This is a genomic window from Syntrophotalea acetylenivorans, from assembly GCF_001887775.1.
GTDB classification, from domain to species: domain Bacteria; phylum Desulfobacterota; class Desulfuromonadia; order Desulfuromonadales; family Syntrophotaleaceae; genus Syntrophotalea_A; species Syntrophotalea_A acetylenivorans.
Map to the genome: position 1 here is coordinate 2,751,197 of NZ_CP015519.1, position 19,275 is coordinate 2,770,471.

At 55.4% G+C, this 19,275-nt stretch carries 15 protein-coding genes; 4 read left to right on the forward strand and 11 right to left on the reverse strand.

The annotated features are described in order from the left end of the window. The 4 genes from A7E78_RS12590 to A7E78_RS12605 all read right to left on the reverse strand — a co-directional run bounded on the left by A7E78_RS12590 (window position 1) and on the right by A7E78_RS12605 (window position 6,128). A complete protein-coding gene (locus A7E78_RS12590) occupies window positions 1-1,032 on the reverse strand; it encodes a galactose-1-phosphate uridylyltransferase (protein WP_335743852.1) in 1,032 nt (343 codons plus the stop codon). A gap of 63 nt (window positions 1,033-1,095) precedes the next feature. After that, window positions 1,096-3,210, reverse strand: a complete 2,115-nt coding sequence (locus A7E78_RS12595; protein ID WP_072285157.1) for a hypothetical protein — start codon at window positions 3,208-3,210, stop codon at window positions 1,096-1,098. Between the two features lie 21 nt (window positions 3,211-3,231). Next, complete coding sequence (locus A7E78_RS12600) at window positions 3,232-5,748, reverse strand: mannose-1-phosphate guanyltransferase (RefSeq protein ID WP_072284610.1); 2,517 nt, start codon at window positions 5,746-5,748, stop codon at window positions 3,232-3,234. Beyond that, window positions 5,745-6,128, reverse strand: coding sequence for a response regulator (locus tag A7E78_RS12605; RefSeq protein WP_072284611.1), 384 nt, complete (start codon window positions 6,126-6,128; stop codon window positions 5,745-5,747). Before A7E78_RS12605 ends, A7E78_RS12600 begins: the two co-directional genes overlap by 4 nt. A gap of 636 nt (window positions 6,129-6,764) precedes the next feature. Between A7E78_RS12605 and mrcB the strand changes: the two genes are divergently transcribed. Together mrcB and A7E78_RS12615 are read left to right on the forward strand one after the other, a co-directional pair. Beyond that, the gene (gene mrcB / locus A7E78_RS12610; RefSeq protein WP_235606749.1) at window positions 6,765-9,107 is read left to right on the forward strand and encodes a penicillin-binding protein 1B; all 2,343 of its coding nucleotides are present in this window, start codon (window positions 6,765-6,767) and stop codon (window positions 9,105-9,107) included. Continuing rightward, window positions 9,107-9,523, forward strand: coding sequence for a tetratricopeptide repeat protein (locus tag A7E78_RS12615; RefSeq protein WP_072284612.1), 417 nt, complete (start codon window positions 9,107-9,109; stop codon window positions 9,521-9,523). The genes mrcB and A7E78_RS12615 overlap by 1 nt, the downstream gene beginning before the upstream one ends. Before the next feature lie 186 nt (window positions 9,524-9,709). Here the strand turns inward: A7E78_RS12615 and A7E78_RS12620 are convergent, their stop codons facing one another. Together A7E78_RS12620 and A7E78_RS12625 are read right to left on the reverse strand one after the other, a co-directional pair. Then, window positions 9,710-12,688: a Cache 3/Cache 2 fusion domain-containing protein gene (locus tag A7E78_RS12620; RefSeq protein WP_072284613.1), complete on the reverse strand. Its 2,979-nt coding sequence runs from the start codon at window positions 12,686-12,688 to the stop codon at window positions 9,710-9,712. A gap of 396 nt (window positions 12,689-13,084) precedes the next feature. Then, window positions 13,085-13,318, reverse strand: coding sequence for a hypothetical protein (locus A7E78_RS12625; RefSeq protein WP_072284614.1), 234 nt, complete (start codon window positions 13,316-13,318; stop codon window positions 13,085-13,087). 239 nt (window positions 13,319-13,557) lie between these two features. Here A7E78_RS12625 and A7E78_RS12630 point away from each other — a divergent pair, with 239 nt between their 5' ends. Next, on the forward strand, window positions 13,558-13,782 hold the full coding sequence (locus tag A7E78_RS12630; RefSeq protein ID WP_072284615.1) for a MoaD/ThiS family protein: 225 nt from the start codon (window positions 13,558-13,560) through the stop codon (window positions 13,780-13,782). Between the two features lie 115 nt (window positions 13,783-13,897). On the opposite strand, the gene arsJ is transcribed toward A7E78_RS12630, so the two are convergent. Both arsJ and A7E78_RS12640 read right to left on the reverse strand, forming a co-directional pair. Continuing rightward, window positions 13,898-15,121: an organoarsenical effux MFS transporter ArsJ gene (gene arsJ, locus A7E78_RS12635; RefSeq protein ID WP_072284616.1), complete on the reverse strand. Its 1,224-nt coding sequence runs from the start codon at window positions 15,119-15,121 to the stop codon at window positions 13,898-13,900. Continuing rightward, window positions 15,118-16,128 (reverse strand): ArsJ-associated glyceraldehyde-3-phosphate dehydrogenase, encoded by a 1,011-nt coding sequence (locus tag A7E78_RS12640; protein WP_072284617.1) that lies wholly within the window; start codon window positions 16,126-16,128, stop codon window positions 15,118-15,120. Before A7E78_RS12640 ends, arsJ begins: the two co-directional genes overlap by 4 nt. 366 nt (window positions 16,129-16,494) lie before the next feature. On the opposite strand from A7E78_RS12640, the gene A7E78_RS12645 reads away from it, so the two are divergent. Then, the gene (locus tag A7E78_RS12645) at window positions 16,495-16,695 is read left to right on the forward strand and encodes a cold-shock protein (protein ID WP_072284618.1); all 201 of its coding nucleotides are present in this window, start codon (window positions 16,495-16,497) and stop codon (window positions 16,693-16,695) included. Between the two features lie 208 nt (window positions 16,696-16,903). Here the strand turns inward: A7E78_RS12645 and A7E78_RS12650 are convergent, their stop codons facing one another. Genes A7E78_RS12650 through nadA form a run of 3 tightly spaced genes read right to left on the reverse strand, consistent with a single transcriptional unit; the run spans window position 16,904 to window position 19,238 of the window. Next, on the reverse strand, window positions 16,904-18,049 hold the full coding sequence (locus tag A7E78_RS12650; protein ID WP_072284619.1) for an aminotransferase class V-fold PLP-dependent enzyme: 1,146 nt from the start codon (window positions 18,047-18,049) through the stop codon (window positions 16,904-16,906). An 11-nt stretch (window positions 18,050-18,060) separates the two neighbouring features. After that, window positions 18,061-18,312, reverse strand: a complete 252-nt coding sequence (locus A7E78_RS12655; protein WP_072284620.1) for a putative Se/S carrier protein — start codon at window positions 18,310-18,312, stop codon at window positions 18,061-18,063. An 8-nt stretch (window positions 18,313-18,320) separates the two neighbouring features. Beyond that, a complete protein-coding gene (nadA, locus tag A7E78_RS12660; RefSeq protein ID WP_072284621.1) occupies window positions 18,321-19,238 on the reverse strand; it encodes a quinolinate synthase NadA in 918 nt (305 codons plus the stop codon). Between the last annotated feature and the right edge of the window lie 37 nt (window positions 19,239-19,275).

Genomic DNA, 19,275 nt, shown 5'->3' on the forward strand with positions numbered 1-19,275 from the left:
TTAAGAAGGAAGGTTCAGGGGGGCATCACGGAGAAACGCGGCGGCTTCTTCAGGAGCTGTAGGGTTACAGTAAAAACCGGTACCCCATTCCAGGCCGATGGGGCGGGCCAGGTGCGGCGCCAGTTCGATATGCCAATGATAATCGTATGCCAGGGAACTCCAGTAGTGGGGTTTTCCCGGCCGCCGATGGGGCAGTGGGGCGCTGTACAGAACAAAGTTGTAGGCTGGGTCACGTAGTACCTGCCGCTGACGGCGCAGCAGATCACCCAGGGTTTCAGCCAGGCGAGCCAAGCCGCTGTGGTCAAGCTGGGCGAAGTCGTGACTGTGCCGTTGCGGGGCGATCATGATCTCGAAAGGCCGTCGCGAGGCATAAGGAGCAAAGGCCAGAAACTCGCCGTCGTTACGCACGATGCGGCGGCCGTCGGTGATCTCCTGGGCGAGAATGTCGCACAACAGGCAGCGCTCCTTGCGCGCAAAATAGCTTTGGCTCGAGACTAAGGTTGCCCTCACCTCTGGTGGAATGATCGGCAGGGCCAAAATCTGTAAATAGGCATGGGGGATGGTGGCGCCAGCTTCCACCCCGTGGCTCTTGAAGGGTAAAATACAACTGAAGCGCTGGTCCCGACGCAGGTCGATCAGACGGGTTTGCACGGCATGCAGCACATCGGCCAATTCTGTGGTGGAAAGGTCGGCGGTGCTTCGGTCATGGTCGGGAGTTTCAATAATCACCTCGTGAGCGCCGATTCCGTTCATGGCATCGTAGAGTCCCTCGCCGCGCTGGCCCAACTCTCCTTCAATACCGAGCATGGGATATTTATTCGGTACTACCCTTACCCGCCAGCCCGGTTGGTTGGGCAAACTGCCATCGGGGCGCAGGGCAAAGATTTCAGCGGGGGTCTTGCTTTCCTGGCCATAGCAGAAGGGGCAGGCGGTAGTGGTCAGTTTCTGGCGTTCCAGAAAAAAGTCCTTCGGGCCTCGGCCCCGCTTGTCAGCTACGGCAACCCAGATGTTTTTCAGCGGGTCCCAGCGCATTTCGGACACGGCATATCTCCTTCCGACAGATTGTTGCAGCATGTTCCTGTAGAAACTGAGGGCTCAGACGAACCAGTGTTGTGCTTCCAGTTCGGTGCCCCGGTAGCAGAGCCTGATTGTCCCCTGATCGGGCCAGCGGGCTGTTTCGCCGCCGGTCCGGTAGAGGTGGCAGGATAACGCAAAATTGTCCATCGCTGCCAGCCCCAAAGGTTTTAAGGCCAAGGCCAGCTCGAAGATCGAGTGGTAGGCTGCCCGGCCGGCATTAGTCATCGGTTTATCATCGGCTGATTTGATGGTCAGCACTCCGCTGGAAGGCACAAAATGCGCTTGTAAATCCCGTGGTCCTGAAATGCGAATCTCCAGGATCGCATCTTTGGCGACAAGTTCTTCCTGCCAGGTACCGAAATCGATGCGCAGATAAAAGTTATTTTCGTCATAGCCGAAGAAAATATTGGTCAGTTCCTGCGAAACGGCGTGCATCGCCCCGCCCGATTGCAGCTCAACGCTGCCGGCTGCCAGCCATTCGAAATAGTCGCTGACGTGGCCATCGATTTGAGGGCTGATGAGCGCGATCGGCTCGTGAATGCGACTGTGCCGCAACGGCTCTTTGATGGGATGGTGCAAAAAGCCGGGCACGGTCAGACCGGTGTTTTGATATACAGCCTGTAGTTGATGGCGGAACAGGCGGTCAAAGGTCGCGGCCTGGGCAGTGGGGTGATGGTCGCCAAACCACCAGAACCAGTCGCTCCCTTCGGCTCTCAGCAGATGCAGCAGCGGCTTGGGCAGGTCCTGACCATAGTCATTATTGATTCCTTCGACGATGGTTTCCCGCCGTACGCGATGCAGCCATTCCCAGGCGGTGTTCTCTTCGTTGTGGCCGATCCAGACATCAAAATCGCCGTTGATCCAGGACCCCGGTGCCAGGCTTGGCAACGCTGTTGCCTTCCGATCGGTCAGAGCTTCGCCGACGGTGACCATTTTCAGGGTGGCATCCTTCTGTAGACCGCGATAAAAAGCATTTAAAAATGGATAGCCGTTGTCAGCATAACTTTCCCAGCAATTTTCACCGTCCAGAATCAGAGTAACCAGACCTCCCGGTACCTGTTTGGCAATGGCCCGCAGGCGGTCCAGCAGATCCTTCGCTGCCGCCTGAGGATCCCAGCGGGCATAGACGAACCCAATGCGGTCGGAAAGCTCCCGATCGCGAAAGAGCAGGGGGAACCCTTGATAATGATAGGGCCGGTAGAGTTGTTTCCGGTCCCGCAAGCCGTCTGCCAGGCTGTTGGCTAGAATCGCCTCGTCCGAAGCAGCCCACAGGGCCCCCTCTTGTTGCAGAATAGTCAACGCTGCGGCGCTAACTGCCCCCTCTGCCGGCCACACTCCCCTGGGCTGCTCGCCGAGATACCGGGAGGCGATCTGTTGGCCGTAGCGAACCTGTTGTCGGGCGTCTTCCGGAAACCGAAAGGGTTTGGTTGGCAACAGGGCATCCTTGCGGGCGCTACGGGCTATCTCGCTGTCGCACAGCAAGGGCAGGATGGGGTGAGCATAAGGACTGATCGACAGTTCGATGGTGCCGTCCTGTTCGGACTGACGATAGGCTTGCAGCACTTCGGCCACAACTTGGTCGTAACAATCCAGCAGGGCCTGTTTGTCCCCTTCGCTAAAGGACGCGCCTTTTCGCAACAACGCACTTACCGTGTTTGATTCCCGGCGCAGGTAATGTCCGGACCAGGCCAGCAGGAACAAGACCTGCAAATCACGCAGGTCCTGGGTTTTAAAGCGTCTGGCCGATTCCGGAGCGCTGTCGTCATTCCGCAACCGGGCCAGTTCGCGATAGCGGCGATGGGGTTGAATATGCCGTTCGTTATGAACGGAAAAAAAGGAGTTCACCGCGAAGATGCGCTCCCCGTCCGTCATTTCCTCCGGGTTCATGCGTGCCGTTTCCAGCCATAAATCCTTTGCTCTGCCGGCTTGATAGTCCGCCAGCTGCTCCAACAGGGTCGGTACCAGGTTGAAGGTCATTCTGGCGCCCGGTACCTCCCGGGCGGTGCGCAGCATCTCGCTGTAGTCCTTGACGGCATGTAAATAGGTCCAGGGCAACAGAACTCGACTGCTGGCCGGGTCACGATAGTCTGGCTGGTGCATATGCCATATCAAGGCCACTTGCAGGGATTGCATGAAACCTCCGGGCATAGCCGGTTAGCTTTGCAGAAGCTCCTGTTTCCATTCCTCAATCCGCTGGCAGTAGACCTCCAACAGGGTGTCGGCCCGATTCGCAACGACCGATTCGGCAATAATATGCATTACCGGACGATGCTGGTCGGGAAGGACCAATACCCAATCGTTGTCGATGCGCACTTTGACGCCATCCAGGAATGAGGCTTCCAGATCAACGGAATGTTCACTCATCTTACGCATCAGGCCGCCTTTAAGCTCCCAGGAACAGGGTATCTGGGCCTGACGGTAGCTCCGTGTCGGCAGAGTCTGGCGTATGCCGCCGAGAGTTTGTTCGGTGCGGGCCAGCAACTCAAGGATCTTGGCGATGCTGAACAGGCCGTCGAAATGGGGCTGGAAGGGCGGAAAGGCCAGTCGGCCATCCATGGCAGCCACCAGTTGTACCTGTCGTTCGCTACCCGCTTCTACAAGGGAACGGGCGTTGTTTTTAGTGCGCTTGACCGTCATGCTCCAGTCGCCGGCAAGCTGTTCCACTGTTTCCGGGGCCGCCACCGGCATGACCAGCACGCCGTTGTGCTCGGCTCGGCAGACCAACGCCGTAACGCAGTTGAGCAGGTCGATCTCGGATAGGATGACTCCGGTTTCGTCTACCAGTTGCAACCGCTCACCGGAGGGGCAGATCCGGCAGCCGATGGTCGCACCGAGGCAAGTGACGATGCGTGAGAGCTGATCCAGGGCTTGTTCGATATCCTCAGGCGAGTTGCCGGTGACACTCTCATCGACGTTGGAATTAAGTTCAATGACGTTGCAGCCGAGTTGGGTTAGCAGTCTGGGCAGCAGTTCGCCGGCCGGCGAATGATTGAGGTCAAGGACCACCTTGAGCCCTTTGCTCCGTAGCAAATTGCCGTCCAGCGCGCGTAGAAAACCCTCGCAATAGTAGTCGAAAATCTGCGGGATTTCCTTGATGGCTCCAGGCTCGCTGAAATGAACCCGGCGGAAATTCTCTTTAAAAAAGACTCGCTCAATGCCCTTGGCCATACCCGAGGAGAGCTCCATTCCGTCAGCATCGTGAAAGATAATTTCCGTTGCTGCCAGGTCTTCCCGCGCCTGGCGAAAGTGTACACCGCCAACTTCACCGAAGGTGGTGAGTTTGTAGCGCAATACCGGCAAAGGGATGCGTTTGGTATCCCGCACGTTGACGCCGGCCGACAGCAGGCCACCGACGAAGGCTCGTTTGAGCATGCGCGATGAACGAATCACGTCGCGGCCTGCCAGTACATAGGAATCCCGAGGCAGAGTCGAACCGTAGGCGGCGCCGAGTTTAGCGCAGAATTCCGGTGTCAGCTCGATGTTGGTCAGCCCTCCGACCTTGGCCCCTTCGAAGAGCATCTTGCGCCACTTTTCACCCCAGATCATATTGGCGGTGACGATGGAGCCCCCTTCGATGATCTTGCTGGGCCAGACCTTGACGTCCTTTTTAATATAGACTTCGTCGCCAACGGTGGTGTCGTCACCGAGAATGACGCCTTCCTCGATGACCACCCCGCGTCCCATGCGAATGCGGTGACAGAGACCCGCCCCTTGAACGCGGCTGTCCCGCTTGAGGTAGACGTTGTCCCAGACCACGGTGTTTTCAAGCTCGACGCCGTCTTCAATGATACAGTTACGGCCGATGATACAGTTTTTCAACCGGGCTCGGCCCTTGATTTGAGTGTTGCTGCCAATCACGACCATGCCTTCCAGCAGGGCCGGTTGACCGTCGCTGAGAAGGGTCTCCTCGCCCAGATAAATCCGCTCAAGCCCGGGTGCCGGGCTTTCGTCGATATGCACGTCTACCTTGCCTTGCAAAATGTCCTGGCTGGCCTCCAGGTAGGCGTCGGTGTTGCCGATGTCGGCCCAGTATCCGGTCTGGTTGCAGCCGAATAAGGGTGCCTGGTCGGCCAGCATCTGCGGAAAGACGTCTTTGGACCAGTCGCGATTCTCGCCTTCGGGGATCAAATCGAGAACCTCTGGCTCCAAGACGTAGATGCCGGTATTAATCGTATCGGAAAAGACTTCCCCCCATCCCGGTTTTTCCAGAAATTTGGTGATGCGGCCCTGTTTGTCGGTGATGACTACGCCGAATTGCAGGGGGTCGGTAACCGGGGTTAAGGTGATGGTCGCTTTGGCTTGCTTCTGTTCATGGAAGTCTACAATGGCCGACAGGTCGAAATCGGTCAGCAGATCACCGCTGATGAGCATAAATCGTTCGTCGAGATAGGCAGCGGCGGCCTTGACGGCCCCGGCCGTTCCCAGGTCTTCCAGGGGGGTGACATAGGTGATGCGCACACCGTATTCGCTGCCATCACCAAAATAGTGCTTGATGACTTCCGGTTGATGGTAGAGCAGCATGATGAGTTCGGAGATGCCGTGTTGTTTCAACAGTTCGACGATATGCAGCATGATCGGCCGATTCACCAGGGGAATCATTGGTTTCGGCATGTTGATGGTGAGTGGTTGAATACGGGTGCCGAAGCCCCCGGCCATGATGACTGCCTTCATGCATTGCCTCCGTTGGTTTTACTTCCTCTCTTTGCCAAAACTCTTTCGATCTCCGCCTTTAAGGCTGAGGTGTCGGAACTTTTGACCACATAGCCATCGGCCAGCCAGGACGAAAAATCCTCTTTGTAGCAGCTGTAGGCGCTGCAGAGGATTACCGGTAAATCCTTTCTTTCCTGGACAATATCCTGAAGGATATCAAGACCACTTTCGTTGCCCATATGGATATCGAGCACCACCAGGTCAAAAGTAAAACGATTGAGCAATTCTGCTGCCGCAGCGCCGCTTTCGGCCGTATCGACCTGATAACCGGCATCTTGCAGGTCGGCGGCGTAGAGATGGCGAATGTTCTTTTCATCGTCCACGATCAATAAACGCATCAGCTGTCTCCCGGATTTTCATGCCTGGTATCAGGGCCCAAATTGGTCACCACCGGAATTTATTTAAAATCAGGCAACTTATCTCCGGTGCCAGGCTCAGTTAAAAATGCAAGAACAACGCTTAAAAAGCGGTGAAAGTGAGTGTGTATGCAACGCAGCAGGTTCATAACCGTTAGATGGGATGTCACACGTCAACTTAATGAAGCCTATACAAAAGCCCGGAAAGTATAACAACCATTTCCCGAATTTCAACGGTCCGGCAAAGAGATTTTGGGAAGCCCCAGAGTCATCGGTCGATTGCCCGCAGCGCGTTGTCTGGCTGGTAACCGGTAGGAGATTATGAAGAACATTCTCGTCCTAGGTTTATCCTCCAGAAGTCTGTTGCCGTCAACAGCGATGCGGCTTATACTCGCTGATAACCGATTAATGAGGTGTGCATCCAAATCGTATACCCTGCAGATCAGGGTAAAGAATGATGACCTTGCAAAAAAATGCCGCCCTACGGCGTTATGGCGTTTTGTCTGGACCTCGACATACTTGATGTATGCCTTCATCCCTGGATAAACACCAGGCCTTGTAGTTCGGAATTTTTGCTTAGCCATCCTGCAAGTTTTTACGAGTGCATTAAGGGATACTTTTGTGAAAGTTTTCAATTTTCTGAAATTCGGGAAAAAGACCCGTCGCAAAAAGAACACCAGGAACAGCCGACGTCTGACAAAACGAAAGTTTTTGCTGACGGCTTTGCTTGCCGTGTTGTTGCTGGTTGTTATGTATGTTGTCTGTCTCGACTATACGGTACGGACCCGTTTTGAAGGCCGCCGTTTCGCCCTGCCGGCCCGGGTCTATGCCCGCCCTCTAGAGCTCTATGCAGGTCTTAAATTGACGCCGGCAAAACTGGTTGCCGAACTGGAGTTGCTCGGTTATCGGGAGGCGGGGCTTCCCCGTGAGCCGGGTAGCTATCGCTGGCGAAACCAGCAGGTGGACCTGGTGACGCGGCCCTTTACCCATGGGGACGGTCCTCAGGAGTCGATTTCTCTGAGAGTGACTTTTTCCGGTGGTCAGGTGGAGGCTCTGCAGGGACGGAAAGACAATGCCGTCATTGAACTGTTACGTCTTGATCCGGCCCTGATCGGCGGGATTTATCCGGGGAATAATGAAGATCGGGTATTGGTGCGTCTCGAGGAGGTGCCACAACGGCTGGTCGATGCTTTGATCGCAGTGGAAGATGTGCGTTATTTTTCACATCGGGGCATCGATCCGCGGGGCATCGCCCGGGCTCTTGTCATGACCGTCAGCGGCAAGAGCGTGCAAGGGGGCAGTACTCTGACCCAGCAGCTGGTCAAGAACTTTTTTCTGACTGCTGAGCGCACCGTGCGTCGCAAGCTCAATGAAATGATCATGGCACTATTGCTCGAGATGCATTACAGCAAGGAGGAGATCCTCGAGACCTATCTTAACGAGGTCTACCTTGGCCAGGATGGTAACCGGGCCATTCACGGTTTTGGCCTGGCCAGTTCCTTTTTTTTCGATAAGCCGCTGATGCAGATCGATCTGACCGAAGCGGCCTTGCTGGTGGGAATGCTCAAAGGGCCCGCCTATTACAGCCCTCGGCGTCATCCGCAACGGGCTCTGGATCGGCGCAACCTGGTGCTGGGGGAGATGGCGGAGGCCGATTTTATAACCGATCAGGAGTTGCTGGCCGGTCGCATCATGCCGTTAGGGGTGGTCGAACGCCCGCCGCGGGGAACTTCGCCCTATCCGGCCTTTTTAAGTTTAATTCATCGCCAGTTACGTCGTGACTATCGCGACGAAGATTTGCGCTCGGAAGGCCTGCAGATTTTTACCACCCTCGATCCCTGGGTGCAGCGGGCTGCCGAGAATGCCTTAAACAAGCAGCTGAAGCGGTTGGAGCAGGGCCGTGGCATTGCGGCGGATAGTCTGCAAGGCGCGCTGCTGGTGACCGATGCGCAAAATGGCGAGGTACAAGCGGTGGTTGGCGGACGTGATCCCCGATTCGAAGGATTCAACCGGGCTCTCGATGCTCAACGTCCCATCGGTTCATTGATTAAACCGGTAGTTTTTCTCACCGCCTTGCAGCAACCCCAAAAATACACCCTGGCCACCTTGCTGGACGATAGTCCCTTATTGCTGCAACAACCGGGCACCGAGGACTGGCAGCCTCAGAACTACGATAAAGAGTTTCATGGGCAGGTGCCGCTGCACACGGCTCTGGCTCATTCTTATAATGTCTCCACCGCCCGCCTTGGCCTTGAACTCGGAGTGCCGTCGGTGATGGACAATCTGCGTCGGCTTGGCGTCGACCGGGAACAGCCGGGCTATGCTGCCAGCCTGCTCGGTGCCGACACTTTTTCTCCTTTGGAGGTGGCGCAGCTCTACCAAACCCTGGCCAGTGGTGGCTTCCGCACCCCGCTGCGAGCGATTCGCGAAGTGTTGACCTTTACCGGTCAGCCGTTACAGCGTTATCCGCTGGACGTCGAGCAGGTCGTTGATGCATCTTCCAATTACCTGGTAACGGCAGCCCTGCAGGAAGTGGTGCAGAAGGGCACGGCTAAAGGTTTGCATCGTTATCTGCCGAAGGATTTGGGTATTGCCGGCAAGACCGGTACCACCGATGATTTTCGGGATAGCTGGTTCGCCGGCTTCAGTGGCGATCGGTTGGGGGTGGTTTGGGTCGGTCGCGACGACAATGAGCCGGCTGGTCTGACCGGAGCCAGCGGTGCGATGACTGTCTGGGCGGAGATGATGGCCGGTCTGGGTCTTGAGCCGCTGCTTCTTCCGGTGCCGGATAATATAGAGAGAGTCTGGGTTGAGTCCTCGTCGGGCCTGCGCAGTGCCGCCGGCTGCCCCGATGCCATCGAGCTGCCTTTTATCGTCGGATCGGCGCCTACCGAATCGGCCCCATGCGGGCCGGGTTCAGGCGGCAATTCAATCAAAAGCTGGTTTGAAAGGATCTTTAAATAATGAGAGCGTTGCGCCCTGTTGTTCCCATGGTTTTGGTTCTGCTATTGGCCAGTTGTGCGGTGGTGCCGCAGACCCGGACCCGGCCAGTTGCTTCCAGTAACCCGGCGGTCCTATCCCTGCTGGACAGAGCCCATAAACAGAGTGCAGCCGGTGAGTTAGAGCAGGCCGGAGCCAGTCTCGAACGAGCCCTTCGCATCGAGCCGCGTAATGCTTTGCTTTGGCAGGAACTGGCCCGGGTTCGCCTTGATCTTGGCCTCTACCGGCAGGCGGAGAGTTTAGCCGCTAAATCGAACGGCTTTGCCGCTGATAACCGTACCCTGCGGGGAGAAAACTGGCGCATCATCGGACAGGCACGAAGCGGCCAGGGAGACTATCGCGGAGCTCAAGATGCTTTTGATCGGGCTGAAAAGCAATAATTTCTTTCGCTGAAAACTGAATTTTTCGGGTCTACAAAGGCCCCAAGGCCACCCCGTTAAGAGAATGTCTTGGGTATGCCGGGGCAGTGTCTTGTGGAAATAGGGCCGCCCCGACCCGGGAGGGCAGGCTTCTTCCTGTAAGGTCACGGGGATGGTAGATTATTGGAACTCCTGCTTGGCAGCCGCTTATTTGTCAGGGGTATCCGTAGGAGGATCGATTATCTCCGCCCAGAAGGTGCTGCCGCCGCCTGGAGTTTCTTCTACCCAGGCTCGCCCGTCGAAAGTTCTAGCAATCTTCTGTACCGTGGCCAAGCCAATCCCTGTGCCTTTTTCATTCTTTCTTGTTGTTCCTCGATAGAAGACCTCAAAGATCCGACTACGCTCCTCTTCCGGAATTCCCGGGCCGTAATCGCGAACGTAGAGACGCACTTTTTTGCCCATTCTCTCGCCTCCCACCTCGATAATGTCTCCCGGTTTAGATCCGTATCGCATCGCATTGCCTATGAGGTTGTGAAAAATTTGAGCCAAAAGCGTCCTCGGCACCCGCAGCGCCGGGAGTTCATCAACCGTCACGGACACTCCTGTTTCGGTGGTTAACTCGCCGAGGCCGCACACCACATCACTGACGACCTCTTCCGTGTTGACAGGTTTGGCGGGCCGCTCGATTTGCCCCGCCCTGGCTAAGGCGAGAAGATCTTCCATCAACTCCACCATTTTAGTCCCTGACTCATAGATTAAGGCCAAACCTTTGAGTTCCTGCTCTTCCAGTCGATCTTGTAAGCTTTTTTGTAAAAGTTCAGCGAAACCTAGAATGACGGTCAAGGGAGTGCGCAGGTCATGACTTACGGTATAGGCGAAGGCTTCCAGCTCCCCGTTGGCCTCCCTCAATTTTTCCTCGCTTTGCCGCAAGCTACTCTCGGCCTTCTTTCGGTCCGTGATGTCGTGTACGATGGAAAAAAGCAGTTTTTTGCCACGTATGGTATGTGGACTGCTGAACACTTCCACATCGCGGATTGTTCCATTGGCAAGGCGGTGGCAAAAATGAAAACAGCGCTGCTGTCCCGAGTTGATGCTTTCCATTGCCTGAAAAACCTGGTCCGGGGGCAGAGCGTTGATATCGGAAATCTTCATTCGTGACAGTTCCTTCTTGCTATAACCATAGAAGGAACATGCAGCCGAATTAGCAGCCACGATGGCGCCGCTCTCCGGGTCTATTAAAAGCATAACCGCACAATTGTTCTCAAAGAATGCTCGATATTGTTGATCTCGCTCTTCTGTCAATTTGCGTTCGGTGATGTCCTCGTAGGTGCCTAGAATACCGACCACCTGGCCTTTGCCGTTGCGCAAAGGAATCTTGTTGGTGTCTATCCATACTTGCTTGCCATTTGCCTGCAGCTGTGATTCGGCAATATGAAGCTCGGGGGTCTCGGATTCAATAACCCGGTGGTCGCACTCCCGGTAGAAATCGGCTTCTTCTTTTGTCCAGGGCAAGTCATAGTCGGTTTTGCCGACCAGTTCCTGGGGGGTCTCAACCCCCGCGGCTCGGGCGAAGTTGCGATTGCAGCCGAGGTAGACGGAATCACAGTCTTTCCAGAAGACGTACTGGGGAATGTAGTCGAGGACCAGCTGCAGCATTTGCTGCGATTCCCGTAACAGGCCCTCGGCCTCCTCGCGCAGCATGATGTCCTGCTGCAGGCGTTGGTTTGTCTGATTAAGCTCGGTTGTTCGTTCGGCTACCAGCTCTTCGAGATGATCTTTGTATCTTTTCAGCTTCGTTTCGCTGAGCTTACGCTCGATGATTTCATGATTCAGTTCATCGCGCGAAGCCGTCACCTCTTTGAGATTGACCACCATCTGGTTGAAGGAGCGGGAGAGCTGGCCGATTTCATCCTGGCCAGCGACATTGAGCTGCTGGTTAAGTTGGCCCTGGCCAATACGATCAAAAACCGCCACCGCCTCATCCAACGGCCGGACAATGCCGCGGGTGACATAATAACCGATCAGCAGCGACAGGACGATAACGACCGCCGCTACCCAGGCAATCCATTCGATCATATGGGCCAAAGGACTGGCCATGCGCTGCCGGATGTCGGCATAGTCATCGTTATAAGCGGTGACCATAATGACCCAGTCCCAAGGCTCGAAGTAGGCAATAGTTGCGCTTTTACGCCGAGGCTGGGTTTCGCCGGGGTTTTGCCAGGGGTATTTATAATACAGGGTGGGGATCGCCTTGCCGGGCTGATCGCTGCCAAGGTTGGGAGCTTTGTCGATAATCGACCGAAAAGACTTGAGACTCAGGTCGTCTCCTTTGAAAACATCTTCCCCGTCCCGCTGTCCGCCCTTGGAAATGAGGTACTTTCCGCGCTGCTCGCCCTTTGCCCCAATGGCTGCCACATAGCCGCTTTTGCCGATGACGATATCCTGAATAACGCGCCTGAGGCTGGCAACGCTGTCATGCTTTTTACCTACATACAAGGCACCGATAACCCTGCTTTCGCTGGCATCCCAGAGAGGTTGATAGCCGGTTTGATACCAGTTGTTGACGACATAGGCGCGCCCGGAAAACACCTCCCCCCGCAACAGCGTTTCGATTACCGGATTGGACGAACCGTCAGGATTGTAGCGGGGAATATATGTGCCTATGGCGCGACTGCCGTCCAGGTTGGGAACCGTGGTGGCGACACGCAGCATGTCCCCCGTTTCGTTAATGCGCTGAAACACGGTACAGGTTACCCCTTGAAGCTCAGACACCTCGTCAACAAGGGGAGTCGGCATAGCAAAGTCTGTATTGTATCCAAGCCAATGGCCGTTGTAACGTACCTTCGGCAATGCCACCTGATGGCTTTCCCCGGAAAATTGATTGACCGCCTGCCATGTGAATGAAACAGTGTCATCGAAGGCTAAATGTCCCCGGCGGACAGCGAGTTCCATGGCCACCTTTAGTCCCTGGGTGATCATCTGGTCCAGAGATTCTTCAATGGCCCGGCACATGAAATAAACATCCTGGGCCACCCTTTTGGTTTCGCTGCGCACGAATTGCTCGACTTCCGTGCCGACATTCCGCGCTAGAATCTTTTTTTGATATAATGCGACACCGAAAATGGAGATAGCAGTCAAAAGGACCAACAGCATCGCCATTCCGGTTATTTTTGTCCTGATCTTCATACGGCATCCTTGTGGTGAATTACCGATTAAGTTGATGCTCGACTTCCGTAAGTCCCTATTTCACCAAGCAAAGTTAAAGCGTATCAATGGGCCCTTACGCTTTGTCCGAGGAAAAAGCGCAATATAGCGTGCCCGGTTCCTTGGACGCAAGTCTGGCTTATGCCGGCAGATGATTTTTAGCAGTTTGAGTTTGGCTTCTGTGGTGTATAACCGAGGTTTATTCCAGCGGTAAGATTCGTTTGGTCAAGTCAACACCCACAACAATAGCTGTGAGTTAGTAAAGCTCTCAATTAAAAAGATAGAAAATTAAGGTTTCGAATTTTTATATAAACAAGCCCCGCCTTGGCAAGGCGAGGCTTGTTTGTGTTTTGGCCTGGTTTTCGCCAGACAGGCTTGTCAGGCAGGAGGCATCTCCTGCCAGGCATGCAGGTGACCTATCGGCATTTCCCGTCCTTCGATACGGTCGAGAACATGAACCGCCGCCTTGAATTTGCGGAATAACATGTCGATATCGTCGTGATAGCCGGGGTAATGATAGGGGCCGGACATGCGTCTTTCAATGGTGCGGGAAATTTCCTCCAGATGCTCCAATGCCGCCAGGCGTTCCTGGCTAATCATGGTAGTCGTCATGGCCGTCGCTCCTTTCGGTTGATGTCTTCCTCTATTATAGGGACGAGGCTGCCATCGGCACAAGGCCCGGCCTCAGCAAGTTGGAATAGTTGGTAGAAAAGAGGGCCGTTGAAATCCTGCAATAGGCAGGTTAAGGTCTTGAATTATCGCATAAATACTTCTTCGTGGACTTGCTAGGATGTTCCAGGAAGTGCTACAGTCATATTGTAAACACAATAAGTAGAAAGGGGGATCAAGGCATGCGAGTCAACGTTAGATGTTTCGGAACTCTAGAGAAGTTTCAAAAAGGGACCAAGCCTTGGGAAATGCCGCTCGGTGCAACAGTCAATGAGATCACTCAGATTATGGGAGTCAAGCCCGACGAAGTGAAGATCGCTTTCGTCAACCACAGAGAAGTGCCGTTGAACACCCTGCTTCACGAAGGGGATGAAGTGGGCCTTTCGCCCAAGACCGGCGGTATGTAGAGGTTGTTTCTATGCAGGCATTTTCTGGAAATAGAAATTGCCGGTAGTTGATGGTTTAATCAAGAAGGGCATCCTGGAATGGATGCCCTTCTTGTATTTGAATGGCAGAAAAAAGTTATCCGGTTTGGGATGATCTCAATCTTCGCGGCAGTGCCAGGGATAATAGACCGGCGGTAAAAACCAGGGCTACGGAAGCCCACAGGCAACCGGGCAGACCACCGATTTGGTAGAGTAATCCGGAAAGCAAGGTGCCGAGCAGGCGCCCGGCGGCGTTGGCCATGTAGTAGAAACCGACATTGAGGGCAACCTGGTCCCTTTCGGTGTAGGCCAGAATGAGATAGCTGTGGACCGAAGAATTGACGGCGAATACCAGACCGAAAAGGGCCAGTCCGGCCACCACCGTCAACCAGGGGGAAAGGTCAGCCTGCACTCCCAAGGATATCAGGGCGGTAAGCGCCGCCAGGGAAAAGGCCCCCGCTGCTGCCGTGCCTCCCTGTGGTGTGCCGCCAGCCAGACCGCGTCGCAGCAGGTGAGGGGCAAAGGCCTGCACGCCACCGTAGCCGATCACCCACAGGGCAAGAAAACCGCCGACCTGGGTATGGCTCCAGCCGAGGTTAGCGGCGAAAAAGAGTGGTAACCCAACTACAAACCAGACGTCCCGCGAGCCGAAGAGAAACAGACGGGCCGCAGAAAGCAGATTGATGTTGCGGCTTTTCGCAAAGATGTGGAAAAATTTCACTTTTGTCTTGGCACGGCCTATGTCTTTTGGCAGGGCAAGGATCGCTGCCAACAGCACCAGCGCCAGAGCGGCGGCCATGGCCAGCAACGAAGCGCGAAAGCCGAGCCAGCTCAGCAACACCCCGCCGAGAAAGAAGCCGGCTCCCTTAAGGGCGTTTTTTGAACCAGTCAAAATAGCAACCCACTTGAACAGGGTGCTTTCTTCGCCTTCCGGCAGCAGAACCTTGATGGCGCTTTTGGAGCTCATTTTAGTCAGGTCTTTGGCGACGCCTGACAGGGCCTGGGCAGTCATCACATAGGCCACCGAAAGGGCTGCCGGCCAGTCAGGCTGCAGCCCGGCAAGGGCCGAGAGAGCCACGACCTGCAAGGCCAGACCGGAAAAAAGGGTGACCTTCAGCCCAAAATGGATGCCGATCCAGCCGCCTACCAGGTTGGTGACCACCCCGCAGAGCTCGTAGAGCAGAAACAGCAGGGCGATTTGCATGGCGCTGTAACCCAGAGCATGGAAGTGCAGCAGCACCAACATGCGCAAAGCGCCATCAGTAAGGGTGAACCCCCAATAGGCACCCGTTACCAAACTATAGTTGCGGAGGGCCGTCATTTTAATGTGTTGGCCACCTTGCGGCACAGCTCCATCATGCGGTGGGCGTAGCCCATTTCATTATCGTACCAGATGTAGAGTTTGAGTTGCGTGTCGTTGACCACCATGGTGCTCAGAGCGTCGACGATGGCCGAACGGGGGTCGCTTTTAAAGTCGATGGAGACCAGGGGGCGATACTCGATGCCGAGAATCCCTTTCAGGTAAGAGTCCGCCGCGTCTTGAAACAGATCATTGACCTCTTCGGCGGTGACCGGTCGCTGCATTTCGAAGACGGCGTCGGTGATCGATCCGGTGAGCAGCGGGACGCGCACTGCATGACCATTCAGTTTGCCTTTTAGTTCAGGATAAATATAGGTTATGGCGGTGGCCGATCCGGTGCTGGTAGGGATCAGGGACATGCTCGCAGCCCGCGCTCGGCGAAGATCTTTGTGGGGGGCGTCAACCACGATCTGGGTGTTGGTCATGTCATGAATGGTGGTAATGACGCCGTGACTTATACCGACCTGCTCATGCAGCACCTTGACCACCGGTGCCAGACAGTTGGTGGTGCAAGAGGCGGCGGTGAGCAGATGGTGTTGTTGCGGGTCGTAAAGATGGTCGTTGACGCCCATGACGATATTCAACGCTCCTTCTTTGACCGGCGCTGCAACGATGACTTTCTGTGCGCCTTTGTCGAAGTAGGGCTGCAGCAGTTGCGGGGTGCGGAACTGACCCGACGATTCGATAACCACATCGACTCCGTAGTCGGCCCAGGGGACCTCGCCGGGGGTCGACTTTTCGCTGAAGCTGATGGGCTGACCGTCGATGCACAGCCCATTGTCGGTGACATCTATCTCATGCGGCCAGCGGCCATGTACCGAATCGAATTCCAGCAGGTGAGCGGCTGCTTCGGCGCCACCGGCAATTTCGTTGATATGGACGATTTCCAACTCGGGCCAGTCCCAGGCCGCGCGCAGGGCCAGCCGACCCATGCGGCCAAAGCCGTTAATGCCGATGCGAATGCTCATGATGAAGTTCTCCTGAACTGTAAGATTGTCTGGATGAGCCCCTTGCGGAGGTGCAGGTCCGATGATGAGAAATTGAATTTATCCGCGTAAGCGGATATTGTCAAACTGGAATCATTGCGGAAGTCCTCTGCATGAAGAGAGCTGTTGCTCTTTATTAAAAAGCTTGCTTTTTGCCAGTTACCCGTGATAGAAGGGCCTTACTTAAAGAAGGTTGTGTAGTTTTTCGTTGCCGAACAGATTGATCGTCAGTCAGTTTTTGGAGCCGCGCAGACCTTAAGGAATGAGCGGCTCTTTTTGGTGCAAGCGGAAATAACGCACAACAATCAACATGTTCCCAGTTGGGAACCAAAAGAAAGAAGAACAAAAATGGTACAAGGAACTGTAAAGTGGTTTAATGACGCCAAGGGATTCGGTTTTATCGAGCAGGACAACGGCCCCGACGTTTTCGTTCACTTCTCCGCTATCGAAGGCGATGGATTCAAATCCCTTGCTGAAGGTGACCGGGTTGAATTTGAAGTGACTGAAGGCCAGAAAGGTCCCCAGTCCGCCAACGTCCGTAAGATCTAATAGCGGCCGAATCCGGCTTTTTATTTAGATCTAAACCCCGCCTGTTCTTTAGGGATCAGGCAGGGCACAGTTAGTGAGTTTACCGTATCGTCGGCAAGCTTCAGTACTGGCAAGCCCCGCTTCTAAGGAAGCGGGGCTTTTGTTTTTTGAACATATGCACGCTGATTGAAAAATGATCAGCAAGTTTGCAGGGTTTAGCTGTTCGCTCTTAAGGTTGGCCAACCTGATCAATTAGTGCGGCTAGCAGGGTTTCGATGTCTCGTTCGGTGTTGAACCAACCGGGGCTGATGCGCACCGTGCCCTGGGGAAAGGTTCCGAGACTGCGATGGGCCTCGGGGGCGCAGTGCAGGCCGGCGCGGGTGCAGATATCGTAGTCGCGATCAAGGGCGAAAGCAATAGCGGCAGGATCCTGGCCGGTGATCGTGAAGGACAGGGCAGCTCCCTGGCGGTCCATAGTGGCGGCGCCGTGGACGCATAGGCCGGTAATGGACGACAGTTCCCGGCGCAGGATTTTGACCAGGGCCAGTTCGTGCCTGCGAATGGTGTCAAGGCCGGTTTCCAACAGGAACTCAATGCCGGCTTTCAGGCCGGCCAGGCCCGGGGTGTTGGCGGTGCCGCTTTCGAGGCCTTCTGGAAGTTGTTCCGGTGGCAGGGGCAAAGTGGAGTCGCCTCCGGTGCCGCCGACCATCAGCGGCCGCAGCTGCAGGCCATCTCGTACATAGAGTAGTCCGGTGCCGGGGGGACCGAACAGTCCCTTGTGGCCGGGCACGGCGAGCAGGTCGATGGCCATCGCCTCGACGTCGAGATCGAACAGGCCGGCGCTCTGTGCCCCATCGACCAGCAGCAGAATGCCCTGTTGCCGGCACCAGGGCCCTATTTCTTCGACGGCCTGGCGGGTGCCGCTGACGTTGGAACAGTGACCGATCACCAGCAGCCTTGTTTCACGCGTACAGGCATTCTTAAGCTTTGCCGGTTCGACGAAGCCGTCAGCATTGGCGGAAGCCTTGATCACCTCAACGCCATTGCGGCGCAGTTGCTCGAGGGGACGCAACACGGCATTGTGTTCCATGGTGGTGGTTACCACCCGGTCGCCGGGGTTAAGTAGGCCCAAAAGAGCCAGATTGAGAGATTCGGTAGCGGAGGCGGTAAACACGATGCGCGAAGAATCGCTTATCCCGAACAGCTTGGCAGCCGCCAGACGAGTTTCAAACAACAGCCTGCTCGCATCAATGGCGGCCCGATAGCTTCCCCGCCCCGGGCTGGCGCCAAGTTCCCGCAGAGTCTGGTCTGCGGCCAGGTAGACCGCCTCGGGCTTTGGATGAGAGGTGGCAGCGTTGTCGAGGTAGATGGTCATAGCGGCAGTATTTAGAGTTTGCGGAAACCAGCTCCATCGCGGACGAAAAGTTCAGCGGGCGTCAAATCTGCATCGGATAAAATACTTCCGATTTCAAGGGCCAGTTCCGGCGCAAAGCGAATGGCCAGGCCGCAAGCCGAGCTTAATTCACTGGGGGCGGGAATAAGAAGAAAATCGACAGATTGCTCCTTAAGTATTTTTTCCGCCGCCAAAACCTTATGTATGGAGTGAAAAAGGGCAACGTAGTCCTGTTCCCGAATCATTGTTTCCTTCAGTCTCTGGGTACGTCCAGCATACGGTCGAGCGAGGTCTTGGCCCGCGTGCGAATCTCTTCCGGTACGGTGATCACCGGCGTAAGGGTTTTGAGGCTGGCGTGCAGGTCCTCAAGCGAGATCAATTTCATATTGGGACAGATCAGTGCCTCGCTGGCCAGAATGAATTCCTTATCCGGGTTTTCCTTGCGCATGCGGTAGAGGATACCCATTTCTGTGCCGATGATGAACTTTTTCGAGGGGAAAGTGTTTACATACTCGTACATGCCGCTGGTTGAACAGATATGGTCGGCCAGTTCCAGTACCTCGGGGCTGCACTCGGGATGAGCGATAAAGGGTGCATCGGGGTGTTCGGCCTTGGCCTTCTTGACATCTTCTACCAGCAGATTTTCGTGGCTGGGGCAGAACCCCTGCCAGAGATGGAAAGTTTTTTCCGGAACGAAAGAGGCCACATAGCGTCCCAGGTTACGGTCGGGAGCGAAGATGATTTCCTTGGCGTCCAAGGACTTGACCACCTTGACCGCGTTGGCGCTGGTGCAGCAGATGTCTGTTTCGGCCTTGGTCGCCGCGGTACTGTTGACGTAGCTCACTACGGTGGCGTCGGGAAAGCGCTGCTTCATCTTCCTCAGCCCTTCGGCGGTGATCATGTCCGCCATGGGGCAGCCGGCGTCGGCACGGGGCAGCAATACGGTTTTGTCGGGGGCAAGGATGGCAGCGCTTTCGGCCATAAAATGGACGCCGCAGAAGACTATGACATCTTTGTCGGTGCGGGCGGCTTCCATGGACAACCCCAGGGAGTCGCCGGTAATGTCGGCGATTTCCTGGATTTCATCCCGTTGGTAGTTGTGGGCCAGGATCAGAGCGTTGCGTTCGGCCGCCAGTTGACGGATTTCTTGTTTGAGGGTTTCCTGATTCATCGCGTACAATATCCCCTGTTGCGGTTAGGTTGTTTGG

Coding starts and splice junctions, on each gene's coding strand:
- A7E78_RS12615 (WP_072284612.1), top strand. CDS start 9,107: ATGAGAGCGTTGCGCCCTGTTGTTCCCATGGTTTTGGTTCTGCTATTG.
- A7E78_RS12600 (WP_072284610.1), bottom strand. CDS start 5,748: ATGAAGGCAGTCATCATGGCCGGGGGCTTCGGCACCCGTATTCAACCA.
- A7E78_RS12650 (WP_072284619.1), bottom strand. CDS start 18,049: ATGACCATCTACCTCGACAACGCTGCCACCTCTCATCCAAAGCCCGAG.
- A7E78_RS12640 (WP_072284617.1), bottom strand. CDS start 16,128: ATGAGCATTCGCATCGGCATTAACGGCTTTGGCCGCATGGGTCGGCTG.
- A7E78_RS12645 (WP_072284618.1), top strand. CDS start 16,495: ATGGTACAAGGAACTGTAAAGTGGTTTAATGACGCCAAGGGATTCGGT.
- A7E78_RS12595 (WP_072285157.1), bottom strand. CDS start 3,210: ATGCAATCCCTGCAAGTGGCCTTGATATGGCATATGCACCAGCCAGAC.
- A7E78_RS12590 (WP_335743852.1), bottom strand. CDS start 1,032: ATGCGCTGGGACCCGCTGAAAAACATCTGGGTTGCCGTAGCTGACAAG.
- nadA (WP_072284621.1), bottom strand. CDS start 19,238: ATGAATCAGGAAACCCTCAAACAAGAAATCCGTCAACTGGCGGCCGAA.
- A7E78_RS12655 (WP_072284620.1), bottom strand. CDS start 18,312: ATGATTCGGGAACAGGACTACGTTGCCCTTTTTCACTCCATACATAAG.
- A7E78_RS12620 (WP_072284613.1), bottom strand. CDS start 12,688: ATGAAGATCAGGACAAAAATAACCGGAATGGCGATGCTGTTGGTCCTT.
- A7E78_RS12630 (WP_072284615.1), top strand. CDS start 13,558: ATGCGAGTCAACGTTAGATGTTTCGGAACTCTAGAGAAGTTTCAAAAA.
- arsJ (WP_072284616.1), bottom strand. CDS start 15,121: ATGACGGCCCTCCGCAACTATAGTTTGGTAACGGGTGCCTATTGGGGG.
- A7E78_RS12625 (WP_072284614.1), bottom strand. CDS start 13,318: ATGACGACTACCATGATTAGCCAGGAACGCCTGGCGGCATTGGAGCAT.